The sequence below is a fragment of the Salipiger abyssi genome (genome assembly GCF_017311415.1).
Lineage (GTDB): Bacteria > Pseudomonadota > Alphaproteobacteria > Rhodobacterales > Rhodobacteraceae > Salipiger > Salipiger abyssi_A.
The window spans coordinates 1-21,324 of record NZ_JAEKIS010000010.1 but is presented as its reverse complement, the minus strand read 5'-3'; the positions used below and the strand labels follow the sequence as shown (position 1 = coordinate 21,324).

At 66.0% G+C, this 21,324-nt stretch carries 22 protein-coding genes and 1 tRNA gene; 11 read left to right on the top strand and 12 right to left on the bottom strand.

Annotated elements, in window-relative coordinates:
- Positions 1–56: 56 nt before the first annotated feature.
- Positions 57–947 carry a LysR family transcriptional regulator gene (locus I6N89_RS14670; protein WP_207019180.1) on the bottom strand — a complete coding sequence of 297 codons (891 nt, stop codon included), beginning with the start codon at positions 945–947 and terminating at the stop codon, positions 57–59.
- Between the two features lie 245 nt (positions 948–1,192).
- Here I6N89_RS14670 and I6N89_RS14665 point away from each other — a divergent pair, with 245 nt between their 5' ends.
- The 6 genes from I6N89_RS14665 to I6N89_RS14640 are packed head-to-tail and all read left to right on the top strand — an operon-like array spanning position 1,193 to position 7,168.
- On the top strand, positions 1,193–4,075 hold the full coding sequence (locus tag I6N89_RS14665; protein WP_207019179.1) for a monovalent cation/H+ antiporter subunit A: 2,883 nt from the start codon (positions 1,193–1,195) through the stop codon (positions 4,073–4,075).
- Between the two features lies 1 nt (position 4,076).
- Positions 4,077–4,430 (top strand): Na+/H+ antiporter subunit C, encoded by a 354-nt coding sequence (locus tag I6N89_RS14660; RefSeq protein ID WP_076701249.1) that lies wholly within the window; start codon positions 4,077–4,079, stop codon positions 4,428–4,430.
- Positions 4,427–6,007 carry a monovalent cation/H+ antiporter subunit D gene (locus I6N89_RS14655; RefSeq protein WP_207019178.1) on the top strand — a complete coding sequence of 527 codons (1,581 nt, stop codon included), beginning with the start codon at positions 4,427–4,429 and terminating at the stop codon, positions 6,005–6,007. The genes I6N89_RS14660 and I6N89_RS14655 overlap by 4 nt, the downstream gene beginning before the upstream one ends.
- Positions 6,008–6,010: 3 nt before the next feature.
- Complete coding sequence (locus tag I6N89_RS14650) at positions 6,011–6,502, top strand: Na+/H+ antiporter subunit E (RefSeq protein ID WP_207019177.1); 492 nt, start codon at positions 6,011–6,013, stop codon at positions 6,500–6,502.
- Positions 6,499–6,768, top strand: a complete 270-nt coding sequence (locus I6N89_RS14645) for a K+/H+ antiporter subunit F (RefSeq protein ID WP_076701260.1) — start codon at positions 6,499–6,501, stop codon at positions 6,766–6,768. The genes I6N89_RS14650 and I6N89_RS14645 overlap by 4 nt, the downstream gene beginning before the upstream one ends.
- Before the next feature lie 10 nt (positions 6,769–6,778).
- Entirely contained in the window at positions 6,779–7,168 is a 390-nt protein-coding gene (locus tag I6N89_RS14640) for a Na+/H+ antiporter subunit G (RefSeq protein WP_236016653.1), read from the top strand.
- Positions 7,169–7,179: 11 nt separating this feature from the next.
- On the opposite strand, the gene I6N89_RS14635 is transcribed toward I6N89_RS14640, so the two are convergent.
- The 11 genes from I6N89_RS14635 to rpmH form a co-directional block, all read right to left on the bottom strand.
- Positions 7,180–7,680: a SixA phosphatase family protein gene (locus tag I6N89_RS14635; protein WP_207019176.1), complete on the bottom strand. Its 501-nt coding sequence runs from the start codon at positions 7,678–7,680 to the stop codon at positions 7,180–7,182.
- On the bottom strand, positions 7,677–8,360 hold the full coding sequence (locus I6N89_RS14630) for a ferredoxin (protein ID WP_207019175.1): 684 nt from the start codon (positions 8,358–8,360) through the stop codon (positions 7,677–7,679). The genes I6N89_RS14635 and I6N89_RS14630 overlap by 4 nt, the downstream gene beginning before the upstream one ends.
- Positions 8,357–9,250, bottom strand: coding sequence for an acetylglutamate kinase (gene argB, locus I6N89_RS14625; protein ID WP_207019174.1), 894 nt, complete (start codon positions 9,248–9,250; stop codon positions 8,357–8,359). The genes I6N89_RS14630 and argB overlap by 4 nt, the downstream gene beginning before the upstream one ends.
- Positions 9,251–9,389: 139 nt before the next feature.
- Positions 9,390–10,043 (bottom strand): ribosome biogenesis GTP-binding protein YihA/YsxC, encoded by a 654-nt coding sequence (yihA, locus tag I6N89_RS14620; RefSeq protein ID WP_207019173.1) that lies wholly within the window; start codon positions 10,041–10,043, stop codon positions 9,390–9,392.
- A complete protein-coding gene (locus I6N89_RS14615) occupies positions 10,040–10,783 on the bottom strand; it encodes an MOSC domain-containing protein (protein WP_207019172.1) in 744 nt (247 codons plus the stop codon). Before I6N89_RS14615 ends, yihA begins: the two co-directional genes overlap by 4 nt.
- Complete coding sequence (gene yidC / locus I6N89_RS14610) at positions 10,780–12,612, bottom strand: membrane protein insertase YidC (RefSeq protein WP_207019171.1); 1,833 nt, start codon at positions 12,610–12,612, stop codon at positions 10,780–10,782. The genes I6N89_RS14615 and yidC overlap by 4 nt, the downstream gene beginning before the upstream one ends.
- A 117-nt stretch (positions 12,613–12,729) precedes the next feature.
- Entirely contained in the window at positions 12,730–14,268 is a 1,539-nt protein-coding gene (locus I6N89_RS14605) for a putative bifunctional diguanylate cyclase/phosphodiesterase (protein ID WP_207019170.1), read from the bottom strand.
- Between the two features lie 62 nt (positions 14,269–14,330).
- Positions 14,331–15,206: a tRNA 2-thiocytidine(32) synthetase TtcA gene (ttcA, locus tag I6N89_RS14600; protein ID WP_207019169.1), complete on the bottom strand. Its 876-nt coding sequence runs from the start codon at positions 15,204–15,206 to the stop codon at positions 14,331–14,333.
- A 48-nt stretch (positions 15,207–15,254) separates the two neighbouring features.
- Positions 15,255–15,509: a membrane protein insertion efficiency factor YidD gene (yidD, locus tag I6N89_RS14595; protein ID WP_207019168.1), complete on the bottom strand. Its 255-nt coding sequence runs from the start codon at positions 15,507–15,509 to the stop codon at positions 15,255–15,257.
- Positions 15,506–15,925 (bottom strand): ribonuclease P protein component, encoded by a 420-nt coding sequence (rnpA, locus tag I6N89_RS14590; protein ID WP_207019167.1) that lies wholly within the window; start codon positions 15,923–15,925, stop codon positions 15,506–15,508. Before rnpA ends, yidD begins: the two co-directional genes overlap by 4 nt.
- A 16-nt stretch (positions 15,926–15,941) precedes the next feature.
- Positions 15,942–16,076, bottom strand: a complete 135-nt coding sequence (rpmH, locus tag I6N89_RS14585) for a 50S ribosomal protein L34 (RefSeq protein WP_076623372.1) — start codon at positions 16,074–16,076, stop codon at positions 15,942–15,944.
- A gap of 257 nt (positions 16,077–16,333) precedes the next feature.
- Between rpmH and I6N89_RS14580 the strand changes: the two genes are divergently transcribed.
- The 5 genes from I6N89_RS14580 (at position 16,334) to I6N89_RS14560 (ending at position 21,272) form a co-directional block, all read left to right on the top strand.
- The gene (locus I6N89_RS14580) at positions 16,334–17,089 is read left to right on the top strand and encodes a TVP38/TMEM64 family protein (RefSeq protein ID WP_207019166.1); all 756 of its coding nucleotides are present in this window, start codon (positions 16,334–16,336) and stop codon (positions 17,087–17,089) included.
- 4 nt (positions 17,090–17,093) lie between these two features.
- Entirely contained in the window at positions 17,094–18,512 is a 1,419-nt protein-coding gene (locus I6N89_RS14575) for a dihydrolipoyl dehydrogenase family protein (RefSeq protein ID WP_207019165.1), read from the top strand.
- A gap of 17 nt (positions 18,513–18,529) precedes the next feature.
- A complete protein-coding gene (locus I6N89_RS14570; protein ID WP_207019164.1) occupies positions 18,530–19,912 on the top strand; it encodes a sensor histidine kinase in 1,383 nt (460 codons plus the stop codon).
- 63 nt (positions 19,913–19,975) lie between these two features.
- A tRNA-Arg gene (locus tag I6N89_RS14565) sits at positions 19,976–20,052 on the top strand.
- Between the two features lie 155 nt (positions 20,053–20,207).
- Positions 20,208–21,272 carry a TniQ family protein gene (locus I6N89_RS14560; RefSeq protein ID WP_236016652.1) on the top strand — a complete coding sequence of 355 codons (1,065 nt, stop codon included), beginning with the start codon at positions 20,208–20,210 and terminating at the stop codon, positions 21,270–21,272.
- The last annotated feature ends 52 nt before the right edge of the window (positions 21,273–21,324 follow it).

Genomic DNA, 21,324 nt, shown 5'->3' with positions numbered 1-21,324 from the left:
AGACCCTTGATTGTCGATTCAATATCGTTGTTCCGTCAAACGATAGAGAAGTTCAATCAAACTTTCTCCACCGTCAGCCCCTCTGCCTCGCTCAAAAGCGCTTGCAGCACGGGGGTATAGGGTTCCTGATGCGGCGCGATGAGGCCCACGGCGGGGGCCGCGCCGCTTTCGCGCAGGGGCACCACCGCCAGCGGCTTGCCCTCGCAGAGAAAACGGGCCAGGTGGTCGGGCAGGATCGTCACCCAGTCGCCGTGCAGAACATTGGCCGCCAGCATCACCGTGGAGTTCGATTCGATGAGCGCGGCGGGGCCCACACCCGCCTCCATGAAATGCCGGTTGATGATCCGGCGGTTCTGCATGTCCGGCGTCAGCAGGCAGAGCCGCGCCTCTCCCAGCGCGCCCCAGCCGATGGCCTCGCCCTCGGCAAAGGGATGATCGGGGCGGCAGACCAGCGTGTAGGATTCGCGGTAGAGAAGTCGCGTGGTCACCCGGCCCAGCGGCTCGTTGTCGAGATAGGAAATCCCGGCGTCGATCTCGAGATCGTCGAGCATCGACAGGATCTCCGCGGAGGCGCGCGACAGCACGGTAAAGCTCACATTCGGGTGCCTTGCGGCAAAACCTGTGACCAGCCGCGAGGCCCAGGTCAGCGCCGTGGGGATGACCGCAAGCCGCAGATGCCCCGCCAGCCCCTCGCGCGAGGCGCGCATTTCCTCGCGCAGCCGCCGCGTGTCGCCAACGATCTGCCGCGCCCGGATCAGCGCGCGCTGGCCTTCCGGCGTCAGCCCGCCAAAGCGCGAGCCGCGGCTCACCAGCTTGACCCCGAGCTGCTCTTCGAGCTGGCGGATGCCGGTCGACAGGGTGGGCTGGGTGATGCCGAGGCTTTCGGCAGCGCGGCCGAAATGACGTTCCCGTGCCAGCGCGATAAGCATTTCCAGTTTTGCGATCATGATTTTCTATCGAAAATGGTCCTGACGATCTGTAACAGGAAAGTCACATCCGGGCCAATGCGCTGACATGTTAATAGGGGGCAAAACGAGACGGCGCCGTGATCGCTAACGAAGGACGGTTTTCCGGGGGCAAATATTGAATAATCTTTCAGAATACATAGTAACTCCTTAACAAGACGATACCGGGACAACTTCCGCCCCTCGGCCCCCGGTCAGGCGCAGGCGGACAAGACGAAGGAACAGGGATGGTGTCAGGCAGCGGACTTCTGCCCGTAATGGTCTTATTGCCCTTTATCGGTGCGCTGGTGCCGGGGCTGATGATCCGGGCGGGGCGCAACGCATGCGCCACCTTCACCGCGGTTCCGACCGTTCTCGCTCTCGTGTTCCTCGGCGTGATGGCACCCGGCGTGCTGGACGGGGGCACCGTCACCGCAAAGTTCGACTGGCTGCCGGCGCTGGGGCTGAACGCCAATTTCATGCTCGACGGGCTGGGGCTGCTCTTTGCCGGCATGATCCTCGGCATGGGGCTGCTGATCACGCTCTACGCGCGGTTCTACCTCTCGGGCGACGATCCGATGGGGCAGTTCTATACCTATCTTCTGCTCTTTCAGGGCGCGATGCTGGGCATTGTCGTCTCGGATAACATCCTGCTTTTGCTGGTGTTCTGGGAGCTGACCTCGCTGTCGTCCTTCCTGCTCATCGGCTATTGGAAGCACCTGCCCGAAGGCCGTCAGGGCGCCCGCATGGCGCTCACCGTGACCGGGGCAGGGGGGCTTGCGATGATCGCGGGCATGCTGATTCTCGGCAATATCGCCGGCAGCTACGATCTCAGCGTGATCCTTCAGCATGGCGAAGAGATCCGCGCCTCGGAATATTATCTGCCGGCGCTGATCCTGATCCTGCTCGGCGCCTTCACCAAATCGGCGCAGTTCCCGTTCCATTTCTGGCTGCCGCACGCCATGGCCGCGCCGACGCCGGTGTCGGCCTATCTGCACTCGGCGACGATGGTGAAGGCCGGCATCTTCCTGATGGCGCGCATGTGGCCGGTGCTCGCGGGCACCGAGGAATGGTTCTACATCGTCTCGACCGTGGGCCTGATCACCATGGTGATCGGCGCGCTGATCGCGCTCTTCAAGGACGACCTGAAGGCGCTGCTGGCCTTCTCGACGGTCAGTCACCTCGGGCTGCTGACCATGCTGCTGGGGCTCGGCTCCAAGATGGCCGCGGTGGTGGCGGTGTTCCACATCCTCAACCACCTGACCTTCAAGGCGGCGCTCTTCATGAGCGCGGGCATCGTCGATCACGAGACCCATACCCGCGACATCAAGCGGCTGGGCGGGCTGGCGAGCCTGATGCCGGTGACCGCACTGATCGCCGTGGTGGCGGCGCTGTCGATGGCGGGGATCCCGCCGCTCAACGGCTTCATGTCCAAGGAGATGATGCTGGAAGAGGTCGCCCATACCCATTGGTGGGGCGGCGAATGGCCAATCATCATCCTGGCGACGCTGGGCGCGCTTCTGTCGGTGGCCTATTCCTTCCGCTTCATCGGCCACACCTTCTTTGGCCCGGTGCGAGACGACTATCCGCATCACCCGCACGATCCGCCGGTGGGCATGCTGCTGGCGCCGGGCTTCCTCGCGGTGCTGGTGGTGCTGATCGGCCTCGCGCCCATGGTCTTTGCCGCGCCCATCGTCGAGGCGGCGGGGCTGGCGGTGACCGGTGAGGCGCCGGATGTGCATCTCAAGCTCTGGCACGGCGTGACCCCGGCGCTCTTCATGTCGATGGTCGCCGTGTTGGGCGGCGCGGTGCTGCTCTGGCTGCACCGTCCGCTTGACCGGATCTGGCTGGCGACGCCGCGCCCCGAGGCCAAGGTGATGTTCGACACGCTGGTCCGCCGCATCGCGCTGGGCTCGCGATTCATCACCGAAGTGGCGCATAACGGCTCCATCAGCCGCTATCTGGCGATCTTCACCGTTGCGACCATCGCGCTCGGCTATGCCGCCTTCCAGGGCGGCGGGCTGCCGGCGCCGACCCGGGCACCGCTGCCGGTGCCGCCGCTGGTCGCCGTGGGCTTCGTGCTGCTGATGGTGGCGACGGCGGCGACCGTCACCATGCATCGCAACCGGTTCCGCGCGCTGATCCTGACCAGCGTGGTGGGGCTGATGGTCTCTTTCGGCTTCGTCTATCTCTCGGCGCCCGACCTGGCGCTGACGCAGATCTCGGTCGACACGGTCACCGTCATGCTGATGCTGCTGGCGCTGCACTTCCTGCCCAAGGAGACGCCGCGCGAAAGCCCGATTGCCCTGCATATCCGCGATGGCGCCATCGCCATCGCGGCGGGTGTCGCGGTGGCGGCGCTGGCCTATGCCTTCCTGCTGCGCGATATCAGCACGATCTCGGACTATCACCTCGCCAATTCCTACAAGGGCGGCGGCGGCACCAATGTGGTCAACGTGATCCTCGTCGATTTCCGGGGTTACGACACCTATGGCGAGATCATCGTGCTGGGCATCGCCGGGCTGACGCTCTACGCGCTGATGGAGGCGCTGCTCGACGGGCCCGCCTCGCGGCGGCTGCGCAACTGGACCTTCCCGCCCGACCGCTCGCGGGACCGGCACCCGCTGATGATGGTGGTCGCCACCCGCGTGATGATGCCCATCGCGGCGCTGGTCGGTGTCTATATCTTCCTGCGCGGCCACAACCTGCCGGGCGGCGGGTTCGTCGCGGGCCTCGTGATCTCCATCGCGCTGCTGATGCAGTACATGGCCTCGGGCTTTGGCTGGACGCAGGAGCGCAAGCGCTTCGAGTACCACGCGATGATCGGCTGGGGCGTGGTGGTGGCCGGGCTGACCGGCGCCGGCGCCTGGCTCGCGGGCGAGCCCTTCCTGACCAGTGCCTTCGGGTATTTCCAGATCTGGCCCTTCGAGGAGTTCGAGCTGGCCACCGCGGCGCTCTTCGATCTCGGCGTGTTCCTGACGGTGCTGGGGGCGGTGATGCTGATGCTCTACAGCCTGTCGCGGCTGGCGCGCTACGCGGGCGAGACGGTCAATATCGAGCCCATGGATTACGACCCCTCGCGGCGCGCCGATGCGCCCGAGGCGGCAGACGGCAAGAAGGACGAGGGCTGAGATGGAACTGGTCGTGGCAACCTCTCTGGGCGGGCTGACCGCTGCCGGGATCTACCTGATCCTGCGGCTCCGTGCCTTTCCGGTCATCCTGGGGCTGACGCTGCTCTCCTACGCGGTGAACGTCTTTGTCTTCGCCACCGGGCGGCTGACCGTCGGCCTGCCGCCGGTGCTGAGCGACGGCGCGAGCGCCTATACCGACCCGCTGCCGCAGGCGCTGGTGCTGACCGCCATCGTGATCTCCTTCGGGATGACGGCGGTGCTGGTGCTGATCGCGCTCGGCGCCTTTCTTGAAGCGGGCGATGACCGGGTGAACATCGAAGACGAGACCAAGACGACCGGGGAGAACGACGCGTGAACCACTGGATCATCGCCCCCGTCGTGTTGCCGGCCATGCTGGCGCCGCTCATCGCCTATGTGATGCGCCATGATATCACCCTGCAACGAGCCACCTCGATTCTGGGCGCGGTGCTGCTGGTGGCGGTGGCCACCGGGCTTTTCCTGCTGTCGGCGGATGGCAGCGTGCATGTCTACCGGCTGGGCGACTGGCCGGCGCCCTTCGGCATCGTGCTGGTGCTCGACCGGCTTTCGGCGCTGCTCATCCTGCTGACCTCGGTGCTGGGGCTGATCGTGCTGATCCATGCCTCTGCCAGCGGCTGGGACAGGCGCGGACGGCATTTCCACGCGCTGATGATGTTCCAGCTCATGGGGATCTGCGGCGCCTTCCTGACCGGCGACGCCTTTAACCTCTTCGTGCTGTTCGAGATCCTGCTCATCGCCTCCTATGGCCTGACGATCCACTCGGGCGGCAAGGCGCGGCTGCAATCGGGCCTGCAATACGTGATCATGAACCTCGCAGGCTCGACGCTGTTCCTGATCGCGCTCGGTACGCTCTACGCCACCACCGGCACGCTCAACATCGCCGATCTGTCGGTGAAGGTGCGCGAGATCCCGGTGGAGGACGCGGCGCTGGTGCGGGTGGCGGCGATGCTGCTGATGATCGTCTTCGCGGTGAAGGCGGCGCTCTTCCCGGTGCAGTTCTGGCTGCCCGGCACCTATGCCAACGCGCCCGCGCCGGTGGCGGCGCTGTTTGCGATCATGACCAAGGTCGGCGCCTATGCGATCCTGCGCATGCACACCATCGTCTTCGGCCCGGATGCCGCCGCCATCGGCACGCTGTCGCAGGACTGGCTGATGCCCGCCGCGCTGATCACCATCGCCATCGGCGGGTTCGGCGTGATGGGCGCGCGGCGGCTGATGCCGCTCATCGCCTTTGCCGTGCTGGGTTCCACCGGCACGCTGATGCTGGCGGTCTCTGCCTTCACCCCCTACGCGGCGCAGGCGGCGCTCTATTACCTGCTGCATTCGACCTTTGCCGCCGCGGCGCTGTTCCTCTTTGCCGACCTGCTGCTGACCAAGCGCGAAAGCGGCGATCTGCTCAGGGCGGCACCGGCCACGGTGCAGAACGGGCTGCTGGCCTCGCTGTTCTTTGTGGGCGCCATCGGCATCGCCGGCATGCCGCCGCTGAGCGGATTCCTCGGCAAGCTGCTGGTGCTGGATGCGCTGCGTAGTGCCGATTACACCTGGCTGGTCTGGACCGTGGTGCTGGCGGGCTCGCTGCTGACCATCGTCGGCTTTGTCCGCGCCGGCAGCCTGCTCTTCTGGAAATCCACATCGCCGGCGCTTGCCGGGCCAATGGAGCCCGAATCCGAAGAAGAGGCGCCGCCGCCCGAGGCCAGGCTGGGCCCCATGCTGGTGGCGCCGACCATGGCGATGCTGATCATGCTGGCGCTGCTCACGGTCTTTGCCGGGCCGGTCTCGCGCCATATGGAGGCGACGGCGGGGCAGCTCTTCGATCCGGGCGCCTATATCGACGCGGTGCTGGTGGACCAGCCCGATACCAAGGATCTGTCCGCGCATGGGGAGGAGCATTAAGCCATGCTGAAACGCATCTTCCCGCACCCGCTGCTGAGCGTCACGCTGACCATCGTCTGGCTGATGCTGGTCAACAAGGTCACGCTGGGCAATCTGGCGCTCGGTGTGGTGCTGGGCATCGTGATCCCGATCATGACCGCGCCTTACTGGCCCAACCGCCCGGCGGTGCGTGCACCGCTGATGGCGGCGGAATACGCGCTGATCGTGCTCTGGGACATCGTCGTCGCCAATATGGTCGTGGCGGGCATCGTGCTCTTCAAGCGCAACGCCGACATCCATTCGCAATGGGTGGTGGTGCCGCTGGAGCTGACCTCTCCCGAGGCGATCACCGTGCTGGCGGGCACCATCACCATGACCCCCGGCACCGTCTCGGCGACGCTCTCGGCGGATGGTGGCGCGCTGCTGGTGCATTGCCTGCATACCGACGATCCCGATGGCATCCGCGATGACATCAAGACCCGCTACGAGCGGCGGCTGAAGGAGATTTTCCGATGATCACCTACGCCCTGATCTTTGCCTTTGCCTGCTACGGTTTCGGCCTGCTGGCGACGCTCTGGCGGCTGCTGACCGGGCCGACCGCCGCCGACCGGATCCTCGCGCTCGACACCATGGTGATCAACTTCATCGCGCTGCTGATCCTCTACGGGGTCTGGCGCGGCACGGCGATCTATTTCGAAGCCTCGATGCTGATCGCGATGGTCGGTTTCGTCTCCACCGTCGCTTTCTGCCGCTTTATCCTGCGCGGCGACATCATCGAGTGAGGAGGACGCAATGGACCAGGACATGACCCTACTCGCCGAGCTGCTGGTCTCGGCCTTCCTGATCGTCGGCGGCATCTTTGGCTTTGTCGGCTCGTTTGGCCTGCTCAAGCTCAAGCACACGATGCAGCGGCTGCACGCGCCCACCAAGGCGACGACGCTGGGGGTGGGCGGCGCGCTCATCGGCTCGATGCTCTATTTCCTGATGATCGAGAGTTCGGTCTCGTTCCACGAGCTGCTGATCACGCTGTTCCTGTTCATCACCGCGCCGATCACCGCGAATTTCGTCGCCAAGACCTTCATGCAGGGCGATGTGGTGGAAAGGGAACTGCCCGATACCGGGCGCGCCTTCGGTTGGGCGGTCTATGACGACCCGCCCTCGGAGAAGACCGAAGAGGACTGACAGGCGGGGCCTCAGGCCTCGCGTTCGGCCAGCAATTCGCGCGGGATGACGAAGGCGCGGATCTGCCCTGTGCCTTCGGCGATCTCGGACCAGTCGGAAATCTCGAACTCGGCCACCGTGGTGGCGCCGGTCGGATAATCGGCAAAGCGCGGATGCTGTGGCCGCTCGGCGGCGATGTCATGGGCGAAGGCGGCTATGCCTGGGTTGTGGCCGACCATGATCACCGTGTCGCCGGTGGCCTCGCCGAGACATTTCATCATTGCCACCGGTCCTGCGTGATAGAGCCGGTCCTCGTAGCGGGTGGGCGCCTCGACACCCAGCAGCGCCAGCGTTTCGCGGGTGCGCGCGGCGCTGGAGCAGAGCGCCTGATCGGGGAGGAGCTTTTCCGCCCGCAGCCAGTCGCCGAGCGCTTTGGCGCTGTGCCGGCCGCGCTTGTTCAGGGGGCGCTGGTGATCCACGGTGCCCGTCGGCCAGTCGGATTTGGCGTGGCGCATGAGTATCAGCCGTTTCATGCCTGTCCTCCCTCTTTGCCGGACCAGTTTTTCACGAAGGCGGCCATGTGAAAAGCCGCCTGTGAGTCCTGTCTGTGCAGGTTTTGCGAAAGCGGGCAGGCGCGGCGGGCAAGGCAGCCCCTGTCGCGGCATTCGGCACCCGCATCGCTGTGCAGATGGCGCTGGCAGGTGGCCACATCATAGGGCGCGCCGGACCGCAGCGCACCGACCGGGCAGGCGGTGGTGCAGGGCTGGTGTTCGCAGTTCGGGCAGGGGGCTTTGGGCGGTTCTGGCAGGGGCAGGCGCTGGGACAGCGCGAGGGCGCCGCGATAGCTGATGAGCAGGCCGGCTGTATCGTGCACGAGCAGCCCGAGCGGCGAGGGAAAGGCGCGGCCCGAGCGCTGCGCCCAGTGCAGGAAGGGCGGCCAGGGCGGCCCGTCGGAGGGAAAGAGCGCCTCAGCCTGCCATGCGGCGGCGATCGCTCCGATTTCGCGTTTCGACCAGCGGTCGAGCGGATGGGGCACGCCGTCTGCAGCCTCGGGGGAAGCGGCGAAAAGCGGCCAGAACCGGGGCTCGTCAGGCCCCAGCAGGATCAATGTGCCGGTGTCTGGCGGGGTGCCGTCTGCGGGACCCGGGTGAAAGGCGCCGCGCAAAGCCAGCCCGCGCGCCCGCGCGGCGGCGGCGAGCGCCTCCAGCGTCACGCGCGGTCCCGCACCGGGGGCAAATCGGCGGAGCGGATGAGCGAGCCCGCGCCATGCTCGGTGAAGAGCTCCAGCAGGCAGGCATTGGGGACGCGCCCGTCGAGAATCACCACCGCGCGCACGCCTTCCTCGATGGCTTTCAGCGCGGTCTCGGTCTTGGGGATCATGCCGCCGGCGATCGTGCCGTCGCCGATCATAGAGCGCACATCGTCCGGCGTCATCGCGGTGACTACCTCGCCGGCGGCGTTCTTGACGCCGGTGACATCGGTGAGCAGCAGCAGCCGGTCGGCCTTCAGCGCGCCGGCGATGGCGCCGGCGGCGGTGTCGCCGTTGACGTTGTAGGTTTCGGTCACCTCTGTGCCGGTGGCGACCGGGGCGACCACGGGGATGATGCCGGCGGCGAAGAGATCGCGCAGCACCTGCACGTTCATCTCGATGGGCCGTCCGACAAAGCCGAGCTCGGGATCGTCGGGCTCGCAGACGATGAGGTCGTCATCCTTGCCCGAGAGCCCGACGGCGCGCCCGCCCTCGTCCATGATCGCCTGCACGATGCGTTTGTTGACGAGCCCGGTCAGCACCATCTCGACCACCTCGACGGTGGCCTTGTCGGTGACGCGCTTGCCGCGCACGAAGCGGCTTTCGATATTTAGCCGTTTCAGCATGTCGTTGATCATCGGGCCGCCGCCATGCACCACGACCGGGTTCACGCCGACCTGCCGCATCAGCACGATGTCGCGGGCGAATTCCGCCATAGCCTCGTCGTCGCCCATGGCGTTGCCGCCGAATTTCACCACCACGATGGCGCCGGTATAGCGCTGCATGTAGGGCAGGGCTTCGTTGAGCGTGCGGGCGGTGGTGATCCAGTCTCGGTTCATCTTCTGCTGCTTCATCTCTGGAGGCATCCTTCCGATGCGGTCGGGGTTGCCTTTCTGTCTTCCGGATGCCCGCGTGGGACGCAAGATTTTTCGTACGAAAAATCTCCTTGGCGCTGAGATGGCGCCTGGAAAAATCTTCGTACGAAGATTTTTGTCAGGCGAGCCCGGCGATGATGGATCGCAGCGTCGCGATGCCGTCGCCCTTTTCCGAGCTGGTCTGCACGATCTCGGGATAGGCGGCGGGGTGTTTGGCAAGCTGCCCGCGCACCTGCGCCAGGATTTTCTCGCGCTCCGAGGCTTTGACCTTGTCGGCCTTGGTCAGCACCGTCTGAAAGGTCACTGCCGCGCGGTCGAGCAGGGTCATGATCTCGTCGTCCACCGGTTTCACCCCGTGCCGCATGTCGATCAGCACAAAGGCGCGGCGCAGAGAGGCGCGGCCCGAGAGATACTGCTTGAGCAGCCGCTGCCATTTCTCCACCACCGCCACCGGCGCATTGGCAAAGCCATAGCCCGGAAGATCGACCAGGTAATGGCTGTCGGCCAGGGTAAAGAAATTGATCTCCTGTGTGCGTCCCGGCGTGTTCGAGGCCCGCGCCAGGCCCTTGCGCCCGGTCAGCGCATTGATCAGGCTCGACTTGCCGACATTCGAGCGCCCGGCAAAACAGACCTCGGCGCGGTCGTCCGGGGGAAGCCCGTCCATGGCGACGACGCCCTTGAGGAAATCGACTTCGCCGGCAAAAAGCTTCCGGGCCGCCTCGCGCGTGGGGGCGTCGGGCTCTTCGGCAAGCGGGAAGGGAAGGGTACTCATAGCAGTTCCACCGTATCGTCGAGGGCGACCGTACCGCCTTGTACCACCTCTGCCTTCACCGAGAAATCCCGGTGGCCGAAGCTGTCGAGCGTGGGCAGGATCTGCGCGTCGCGTTCACCGGTTTCGGGATTGGCATGTGTTGCGAGGCAGCGCGTTGTGCGGGCGAGGCATTTCAGCACCGCGCCGCCCAGCCGGATCTCGCGCCCGATCCAGTCGTTCTCCGTCCAGGCAGGGGCGCCGTCGATCCAGAGATTGCCGCGCCAGCGCTCGATGGCGAGCGGGTGGCCGATCTTTTCCTCCACCGCCCGGTGCGATGCGCGGTTGCAGAGCGTCAGGTGGCCGCGCTCGCTGTCGGTGAAGCCGCGTGTGGCACCGCGGACCAGCCGCACAGGCTGCGGTCGGTTCTGTGGCGTGAACCCGTCGAGCCAGGCGAGCAGCCGCGCACCGTCTTCGTCGGGGCGAAAGGTCAGATCCGCGCGCGCCGGGTGACGCAGGGTGAGGGTTTCGCGCGCCTGGTCGAGCTCCGCCGAGATCGCCGCCAGTGCCGGCGATCCCGCCACGCGGGTGAAGTTGCGGCAGGCCGCCCAGGCGCTGCCATCGGCCATCGACACCTCATGTGCCACGGCCCAGAGCCGGTCATAAGGCATGGTCCGCCCCGCAATCAAAGCCACGGAGGCGAGTGCCTCGCGTCCGTGGCTCTTGATCGGGTGGCGGAAGATGCCGGTGACGCGCACCGTCATTTCTTGTCGGACTTGGCGGCGTCGGCCTGTTTTGCCTTGCGCTTGAAGCTCGACTTGATGTTGCCGAACACGTCCGGCTTGTAGCCCTGGCTGCGCATGATCAGATATTGCTGGGTGAAGGTGATGGTGTTGTTGGTGATCCAGTATAGCACCAGCCCGCTGGCAAAACCGCCCAGCATGAACATGAAGACCCAGGGCATCCAGGCAAAGATCATTGCCTGCGTTGCGTCGGTGGGCGCCGGATTGAGCTTCTGTTGCAGGTACATCGAGATGCCCAGCAGCAGCGGCAGGATACCGATGAAGACCAGCGCCAGCGTGGTGCCCGGCTCGGGCGCGGCCCAGGGCAGCGCGCCGAACAGGTTGAAGAGCGAGGTCGGATCCGGGGTCGAGAGATCCTGGAACGGGCCGAACCATGGTGCCTGGCGCAGTTCGAAGGCGACGAAGATCACCTTGTAGAGGGAGAAGAAGATCGGGATCTGCAACAGGATCGGCAGACAGCCCGAGGCCGGGTTGACCTTTTCGCGCTTGTAGAGCGCCATCATTTCCTGCTGCATCTTCTGGCGGTCGTCGCCGGCGCGCTCCTTGAGTTTCTCCATTTCCGGCTGAAGCTCTTTCATCTTCGCCATGGAGACGTAGGATTTGAAGGCCAGCGGGAAGAGCAGCGCCTTGAGGATCAGCGTCAGCGCGATGATCGACCAGCCCATATTGCCGATCAGCTGGTGCAGGTGATGCAGCAGCCAGAAGATCGGCTTGGTCAGGAAAAAGAACCAGCCCCAGTCGATGGAATCGATGAAGCGGTCGACGCCCTGATCCTCGTATTCGCGGATGGTTTCCCATTCCTTGGCGCCGGCGAAGAGCTGGGTTGTGACCTCCTGGCTGTCGCCGGGGGCGAGGCTCATGGTCGGCAGCACGGCCTCGGTCTGGTAGATGTCGCGGCCGTCATCGTATTTCGCCACCTGCTTGAAGGCGCTGCCCGGGGCGGGGATGAGCGTGGTCATCCAGTAATGGTCGGTAAAGCCGATCCAACCATTCTCGGCGACCTGCGAGACCTCGGCGCGCGCGCCCTCGCTCTGCATCATATCGAGATCGGGCATATCGGAATAGTCGATCTCGTTGAGCTTGCCGTCGGCCATGGCGACAACGCCCTCGTGCAGCACGAAGAATTTCTTGCGATCGACCGGTTCGCCATGGCGGGCGAGGATGCCGTAGGGCGCGGCGGACACGCTGCCGCTGCCGGCATTTTCCACCGATTGCGTCACGGTGAACATGAAATCCTCGTCCACCGCCAGGGTGCGGCGGAAGATCAGCCCGGCCGGGCTGTCCCAGCGCAGGGTGACGGGGCTGTCCGCGCTCAGCGTCTCGCCGGATTCGACCTGCCATTCGGTATTGGCGCCCGGCACGTCCGAGAGGCCCAGCCCGGCGCCAGGGGCCCAGCCGTAAAGCGCGTAATAGGCGTGGCCGCTGCCGACGGGCTCCAGCACCTGCACACTGCCCGAGGCGGGGTCGGGGGTGACGGTGTAATCCTTGAGCTTCAGCTCGTCGATGCGCCCGCCCATGAGCGAGATCGAGCCCGAGAGCCGTGCCGTGTCGATCGGCAGGCGCGGGGCGTCGGCGGTCTGGGCCTGTGCCGGTGCGGTGCCGGTCTCGGCGGTCGCACCGGGGGCTGTGCCGGGCGTCGCGGCGGTATCGCCTGCGACGGGCGCCGTCGCGGCGGGCTCGGGCTGCTCCACGGCCGTGTCTTCGGGTGGCGGGAACAGCAGGAACCAGATGAGGATCACCACAAAGCTCAGCCCTGTTGCGATGAGCAGGTTCTTGTTCTGATCGTCCATGCGAGACTGCCGCCCTGTCCTTGGAAAGTCACCGCCGGGTTCAACAGGCGGAACCTGCAAAGGTCAAGCCGATTCCGGGCAATCGCGGGGTTTTGTGACCTTTTGGAGCAGCGGCCCTCAGCCGGTGCCGCGCCCGATATTCTGCGCCGCGGCGATCCGTTCGGCATGGGCGCGCGCCCAGTCGGCGAGCCGGTCGGCGGGCATCGGGCGGGCGATGCCGAAACCCTGCACATGGTCGCAGCCGAGCTGCGAGAGCAACGCGTGTTCGGCGACGCTCTCGACCCCCTCGGCCACGGTTTCCAGACCCAGACGGTCGGCGAGGCCAAGCACGGCGGCGAGCATCCGGCGCTGCTCCTCGTCGCGGTCGACGCGGGTGACGAAGCTGCGGTCGATCTTCAGCCGGTTCACGGTGAAGCGGCGCAGCGCGGTGATCGAGGCGTGGCCGGTGCCGAAATCGTCGAGATCGATCTGGCAGCCAAGCTGCGACAGTCCCACGATATTGCGCGCCACCACGCCTTCGGGCGATTCCGCGATCACCGTCTCCAGCACCTCGACCCCGAGGCGCGAGGCCGGCATGGCGAAGCGGTCGAGCTCCCATTTGATGCGTTCGATGAGCTGCGGGCTGCGCAGCTCGACATCGGAGAAATTCGCGCTCACCCGGGGGATTTCGACCCCGGCCTCATCCCAGCCGCGTAGCGCGGTGAGGCTGTATTGCAGCACCACCTCGCTCAGCCGGTCCATCTGGCCGGCATCCTCCAGCGCGTCGAGAAATTCTGCCGGGGGGACGATGCCGCGCTCGGGATGCAGCCAGCGCGCCAGGGCCTCGACGCCGCTGATCTGGCCGGTGGAGGTGCAGAGCTGCGGCTGGAACCAGGGCTGGATCTGCCCCTTGGCCAGCGCGCGCTCGACCTCGCTGAGCAGGGTTTTGCGTGCCTTACGTTCGGCGCGCATGCTTTCCGACCAGGCGCGAATCGCCGAGGGACCGTTGGCCAGCGCCTCCGACAGCGCGGCCTGCGCCGCCTCGATCAGCCGGGCGCCGCCGGACTGGCCGCGCAGCCGGGTCGAGCCGCAAAAGCCGATGGCGGCGGAAAGGTAATGCGTGCCGCCCTGGGTCTGTGCCGGCTCCTCCATCCCGCGCTGCATGCGGTTTGCGAGCGTCAGCAGCGCCTCCAGATCGAGGCGCAGCGAGGGGCCGAGCAGCACCAGAAAGCGCGCGTCGCCCACGCGTACCGCCCGGTCGTTGCGGCGGATCACGGCGCGCAGGCGGGCAAGCATCACGTCGCGCAGGACCTGCGCGGACTCGTCCCCGGCGCGGCGCGCGACGCTGTCGAGCCCCTCCGCCTCGACCAGGAAGCAAGCGGTGGCGAGATTGGCGGCGCGGGCCTGCGACATCACCTGTTCGGCCAGCTCCTGCGCGGTGGCGGTGTCGACCAGATCCGGCAGGGGCCGTGCGGGATCGTGCGGCGTGACATCGCCGGAAAACAGTGCATAGGCGGCCGGCAGGCCGAGCGCGACGGCCATCAGCGCCATCTCGCCCCCCAGCCAGAACCCGGCCAGCGACAGTGCCGGGAGAAAGGCCAGCATATGTGGGCCGTGCATCCATTTCGACATGGGCACGCGGTGCCGGATCAGGCGCGCGGTCAGCCAAGATTTCATCGCCCCGCCCTTTGCATTGTTGCGGACGGGAACAGGACTAGAACAAGGAGGTAACCCGAGACTTAACGTAAGTCGGGAATATCGGATTTTTCCGGCGCTTCGCCCCGCATCAGCCCGACGAAATCGAAGAGTTTCGGGTCGAGCATATGCGAGGGCCGGATGTTCATCAGCGAGCGGAACATCACCTGTCGCCGCCCGGGGCTGTTCTTCTCCCACTGATCGAGGATCTGCTTGACCTGCTGGCGCTGGAGCCCGTCCTGGCTGCCGCAGAGATCGCAGGGAATGATCGGGTAATTCATCGCGCGGGCGAATTTCTCGCAATCCACCTCGGCCACATGTGCCAGCGGGCGATAGACGAAGAGATCGCCCTCTTCGTTCACCAGCTTCGGCGGCATGGTCGCCAGCCGTCCGCCGTGAAAGAGGTTCATGAAGAAGGTTTCGAGAATGTCGTCGCGGTGATGGCCCAGCACCACCGCCGAGCAGCCCTCTTCGCGGGCGATGCGGTAGAGATTGCCGCGCCGCAGCCGCGAGCAGAGGGCGCAAAAGGTGCGGCCCTGCGGCACCTTGTCGACCACGATGGAATAGGTGTCCTGATATTCGATCCGGTGCGGCACCTGCATCTTTTCGAGAAACTCCGGCAGCACCGTCGCGGGAAAGCCCGGCTGGCCCTGATCGAGATTGCAGGCCAGCAGATCCACCGGCAGCATGCCGCGCCATTTCAGCTCGTGCAGGATGGCGAGCAGCGTATAGCTGTCCTTGCCGCCGGACAGGCAGACCAGCCATTTCGGCGTGCTGCCGTCCTCGCGCCGCTCGACCATGCCGTAATGCTCCACCGCCTCGCGCACGTTCTGCACGATGCGCTTGCGCAGCTTCTTGAACTCGGTGCTTTTGGGAGCGCCGTAGAACAGCGGGTGGATATCGTCGGCAGTGTCGAACATGGGATCAGCTCTTAGCGCGGGGCAGGGGCGTTGGAAAGCGGCACGCCGCTACCCGTCGCCGCCATGACGGTGGCGGTGTGCGGCCTCGGGCACGTTGTCGATGCCATGGCCGCCCCAGGGGTGGCAGCGCAGGATGCGGCGGGCGGCGAGCCAGCTGCCCTTGAACGCGCCGTGTTTCTCAAGTGCCTCAAGCGCATAGGCCGAGCAGGTGGGCTGATAGCGGCAGCCATGGCCGACCCAGGGCGAAAACACCAAACGATAGAAGCGCACGGGCAGGGCGGCGATATGGGCGAGCGGGCTCATGCCGTATCGCCATGCAGCTTGCGCAGGGCACGTTCGAAATCGCGTTGCAGCAGATCGAAGGGGCGCGCGGCGGTGGCGTCGCGAAAGCCGATCAGCACGTAATCCCAGCCGGGACGCCCGAGCCCCGGCAGCGACAGCCTTGCCACCTCGCGCAGGCGCCGCTTGGCGCGGTTGCGGGCGACGGCGTTGCCGACCTTCTTGGAACAGGTGAAGCCGACGCGGATCGCCGGATCGTCATCGCCCCGCTGCCGGGCCTGCACAAGCATGGAGCCCGCGGGCTGGCGGCGCGCGCGGGCGGCGGCGAGAAACTCGCCGCGTTTCGTCAGCGTTGAAAGCCTGATCGGGTCACGACAAAAGACCGCCCCGGACTCTTCCGAAACGGCCCCTGTGTCGGTCGATGCGTCCCGCTCCGCCATGGGCAGAGCGCGCGGCTCAGGCGCTGAGCTGCTTGCGGCCGCGGGCGCGGCGCGCGTTCAGGACCTTGCGGCCCGCTTTGGTCGCCATGCGGGCGCGGAAGCCGTGACGGCGCTTGCGAACCAGGTTCGACGGCTGAAAGGTGCGTTTCATCGCGCTCTACTCCGTTTCTCGGTCACCCGGGACGGATTCGCCGGGCGGTATCATTCGAAGCCCGTGCTATAGGGAGGCGCCGGACGCATGTCAAACCTCTATCGCGCGAAAGCTGCAACATTTCGCGCCGGGCGGCGTGGCGCAATTGTTACAACGCCTCACGCTCCGCCCGCAATTGCTGTCCTACCGGGTCACTCCGGATCAAGGCGGCGTGAAGGGGCTGTTGCGGCGCGTGCAGTTCCCGCATCTTCCATAACATGACCGAGACCCGAACCAATACCGAGACCGCCATGGCCGCCCCGCCGAAACGCAGCCTTGCCCGCCACCTGCCGCTGGTGGCGATCCTTGTCGCTGCGGCGCTGGGGTTCCTGACGCTGCGCGATTACCTGAGCTTTGAGACGCTTGCCGAGAACCGCGAGGCGCTGCTGGCGCTGCGCGACAGTCATTACGCGCTGATCGCCGGCGGGTTCGTGCTGGCCTATGTGGTCATCGTGGCGTTTTCGCTGCCCGGCGCGGCGGTGGCCTCGGTCACCGGCGGGTTTCTCTTCGGGCTGGCGGCGGGCACGGTCTTCAATGTGGTTGCCGCCACTGCGGGCGCGATTTTGATCTTTCTCGCCGCCCGTGCCGGCCTCGGCCGGGCGCTGGCGGCGCGGATGGAGGCCTCGGAGGGCACGCTGGGCAAGATCAAGACAGGGTTGCGCGAGCATGAGGTGAGCGTGCTGTTCCTGCTGCGGCTGGTGCCGGCGGTGCCGTTCTTCGTCGCCAACCTGCTGCCGGCGCTGGTGGGGGTGCGGTTCTGGAATTTCGTCTGGACCACGGCGCTGGGCATCGTCCCCGGCGCGCTGGTCTTTACCTCCATCGGCGTTGGTGTCGGCGAGGTGTTCGACCGGGGCGAGAAACCGGATCTCAGCCTGCTCTGGGCGCCGCATGTGCTGGGCCCGCTGCTGGGGCTCGCGGCGCTGGCGGCGCTGCCCATGGTGATCCGCGCGCTGCGCGGCAAGAAGGAGCTTTGAGCCGATGCAGCGTATGAAGACGGACCTTCTGGTGATCGGCGCCGGCTCCGGCGGGCTCTCGGTGGCCGCCGGGGCGGCGCAGATGGGCGCAAAGGTGGTGCTGCTGGAGCCCGGCGAGATGGGCGGCGACTGCCTGAATTACGGCTGCGTGCCGTCGAAGGCGCTGATCGCCAGCGCCAGCCGCGCCCACCGCATGGCGAATGCGGAGGCGTTCGGGGTCGCCGATGCCGCGCCGCAGGTGGATTACGCCGCCGCCCAGGCGCATGTGGCCGAGACCATCGCACGGATCGCGCCGATGGACAGTCAGGAGCGCTTCGAAGGCTTCGGCGTGACGGTGATCCGCGAGGCCGGGCGCTTTGTCTCGCCGACTGAGGTGCAGGCCGGCGCGCATGTCATCGCCGCCCGGCGCATCGTGATCGCCACCGGTTCCTCGCCCTTCGTGCCGCCGATACAAGGGCTCTCGGACGTGCCGTATCTGACCAACGAAACCCTCTGGCAACTGCGCGAGCGGCCCGGGCATCTGCTGGTGATCGGCGGCGGCCCGATCGGGCTGGAAATGGCGCAGGCGCATCGGCGGCTGGGCAGCGAGGTCACGGTGATCGAGGCGCAGCGGGCGCTGGGGCGCGAAGACCCGGAGCTCGCCGCCATCGTGCTGGAGGAGCTGCGCGCCGAGGGGGTGAATATCCTTGAGGACACCCAGGCCCGCACCGTGCGCGGGCAGGGTGGCGCCATCGAGGTCGAAACGGCGGATGGCGCCGTGCATCGCGGCACGCATCTGCTGGTGGCCGTCGGGCGGCGGCCGAATATCGACGGGCTGAGTCTCGACGCCGCCGGCATAGAGACCGCGCAGGCGGGCATTGCCGTCGACGAGGGGCTGCGCACGACGAATCGCCGGGTCTATGCCATCGGCGACGTCTCGGGCGGGCCGCAATTCACCCATGTAGCGGGCTATCACGCAGGGCTCGTGGTGCGAAACGCGCTCTTTGGTCTGCCGGTAAAGGTCAAGCCGCAGATCCTGCCGCGCGCCACCTATACCGCGCCGGAACTGGCACAGGTCGGGCTGACCGAGACCGAGGCGCGCCGCATCCATGGCGATAGGCTCGAGGTCGTCCGGCTGCCCTATCAGCACAATGACCGCGCCATCGCCATGCGCCAGAGCGCCGGGCTGCTCAAGGTGATGGTGGTCAAGGGCCGCCCGGTGGGCGCCTCCATGGCGGGGGCGCAGGCGGGCGAGCTGATAGGGCTCTGGGCGCTGGCGCTCTCGGCAAGACTCAAGATGAGCGATATCGCCGGGATGGTTGTGCCTTACCCCACAATTGGGGAACTTAACAAACGCCTCGCGGGAACCTATTTCTCTCCACGTCTGTTCGAAAACGAAACAGTGAAAAAAGTTGTAGGACTGGTGCAGCGCTGGCTGCCCTGACGGGACAAAGACCCTTTATGCTCAATTCGCTCTCCGGCCGTTTCCTGATCCTCACGACCGTGTTCGTGATGCTGGCCGAAGTGCTGATCTTCGTGCCCTCGGTGGCGCGCTTCCGCGAAGACTATCTCTTCGACCGGCTGGAGCGTGCGCAGATCGCCTCGCTTGCGCTGCTTGCCGACGACATGATCGACCCGGATCTGGAGCGCGAGCTGCTGGCCAATGCCGAGGTCTACAACGTCGCGTTGCAACGCAATGCCACGCGCGAGCTGATGCTGTCCTCGCCGATGCCGGGATCGGTGTCGCAGAGCTACGATCTGCGCGAGGCCGGGCCGCTGATCCTGATGCGCGACGCCATCGCCCGGCTGGTCGATCCGGCGCCGCGGCTGATCCGGGTGATCGGCTACCCTTCGCGAGAGGCAGGGCAGCTGATCGAGGTCACGATGGACAGCATGCCGCTGCGTGACGCGATGCTGGAATACGGTCTGCGAATCCTGCTTCTCTCGGCGGTGATCTCGGTGATCACCGCGCTGCTGCTCTTCCTCGCGGTGCGCCGGCTGCTGGTCAAGCCGATCAAGGGCGTGGTGGCCGAAATGCGGCGCTTCTCGGAGGCGCCGGAAGACGCAAGGCGCATCATCCGCCCCTCCGCCGGCGTGCTGGAGCTGCGCGAGGCCGAGGAGGCACTGAAATCGCTCGAAACCCAGCTTTCTGCTTCGCTGCGGCAAAAGGAGCGGCTGGCGCAGCTCGGCGGCGCGGTGGCTCGGGTGAGCCACGATCTGCGCAATATCCTGACCTCGGCGCAGCTTTTCACCGACCGGATCGAGATGTCGGAGGATCCTTCGGTCAAGCGCATGGCGCCCAAGCTGGTGGGATCGATCACCCGCGCCGTGTCGCTCTGCGAGAACACGCTGGCCTTCGGCAAGGCCGAGGAGCCGGCCCCGGTGCTCACGCAGTTCAATCTCGCCGAGCTGGTCAACGAGGTGCTGGAGGCGGAGCGTCTGGCCATCGACGACCACGATCTGAGCCTCTCGGAGGACATCCCCGGTTCCTTGCAGATGCGCGGCGATCCCGAGCAGATCTACCGCGTGATCAGCAACCTGGTGCGCAACGCCCGGCAGGCGATCACCGGCTCGGGCGAGCCGGGCGAGATCAGCGTCGCGGCGCGTGTCGAAGACGATGCCTGGGTGATCGAGGTCACCGATACCGGCCCCGGCCTGCCGCCCAAGGCGCGCGACCATCTGTTCCAGCCGTTTCAGGGCGGTGTGCGCAAGGGCGGTGCGGGGCTGGGGCTGGCGATCGTGGCCGAGCTGGTGCGCAACCACGGCGGCACGCTGCGCCTTGCACGTTCCGACGATGCCGGAACTTGTTTCGAAATCCGCTTGCCGATGGGAGATGTGGGCTGAGGCGAATTTCTTTCAGAAAGGCCCTTGCATTGCCCGGCGCTGGAGTCTAAATCCCGCCTCCACGGACCGATAGCTCAGCTGGATAGAGTACTTGACTACGAATCAAGGGGTCGGGGGTTCGAATCCTCCTCGGTCCGCCAGAATTCCAGTGTGGGGTGTCAGGCAAAACTGACTTTCATGTCAGATGCCTGACCCCGCAGGCGGAACTTCCAGAACACGGAGTGGCGTTGCCCAGTTGAGCTCACGATCGTAAGGTCAGGACATTCCTGCCTTTGTATGATCTCGGAAGTCTCGTTTGGCCAAGAGCCTCCCTGCCATCCCCGGAAATACCTTTCCTCAGTTGCCGCTGACTGTGCCGCATGCTGCGTTCGAGCCGGCATCGTCCTTGCTGTCCCGACTCGCGGCGAGGGGTGGCGCAAGCTCCATGCAGCGATTCTGCGGCGACATTGCCTTTCCGATCGATCCCTTGTTCCGCGGTGAAAAGGTCGCGATAGGGCAATTGGCGCAGCTGGCCGGGTGCGATGCGGCTGCGTTGGAGCGGGTGTCTGTCTGCCATCTCGGTAAAGGGCATTTCCGTCTGCGAGACGAATTTGCCTCCCGCCAGAGCTTTCAACGCTTGCGGGTCCGTGTCTGTCCCGAGTGTGTAAGGGCGGAGTCGCCGTCTGCAGCTGAATCGTGGCGTGTACCGCGCCGCCTGCAGTGGAAATTCTCGTCGATCAGAAGCTGCCCCGAGCACGGCTGCATGCTGGTGAACCTTCCGCCAGAGAAATTTAGCAAATATGCCAGGGATTTTTCGGCGCAGCTTCGGAAACATTACTGCTGGATCTTGGATCAGCCGATGATCCCCGCAGGCCTCAGCTCTTTCGAGCAGTACCTCACCAACCGCATCCTGAAAGGGCGGGGCGATCGATGGATCGACCGTCTCGAGCTCAATGTGGTGTCGCGCGCATGCGAGGTGCTGGGGCTGCGCATTGCCAAGGGCCCAGACGCTTCGCTGGCAGGGCATAGAGAGGCCGATTGGAGGAGTTTCGGTGCCTTGGGCTACGACGTACTGAAAGACGGCCCTGTGGCCCTCTCAGGCTGCCTCGCGGCGATGGCGCGTGAGGAGGGCGTGGATGGGCGTTTCTTCGGTCGGCTTTTCGGTCCCTGGACCACATGGCTGAAAAGCCGGAGCCTTGGTGATGAGTTCGAGCCCCTGCGTGACGTCGTGCGGCGGCACGTCTTCGACCATTTCTCCGTCAGAAGGGGAGTGCTGGTGCTTGGGGTGCCGTCGGAGGGAAAGGCTAGGTTGAATGTCAATCGGCACCGAAAAATGACCCCCTATCGGCGTCCAAAAATGACCCCCTCATGCACGACGTAAGCTGGCCCGATGCGGTGTAGCCACCACACAGCGCAGCCGCGTCGGGCCAGCG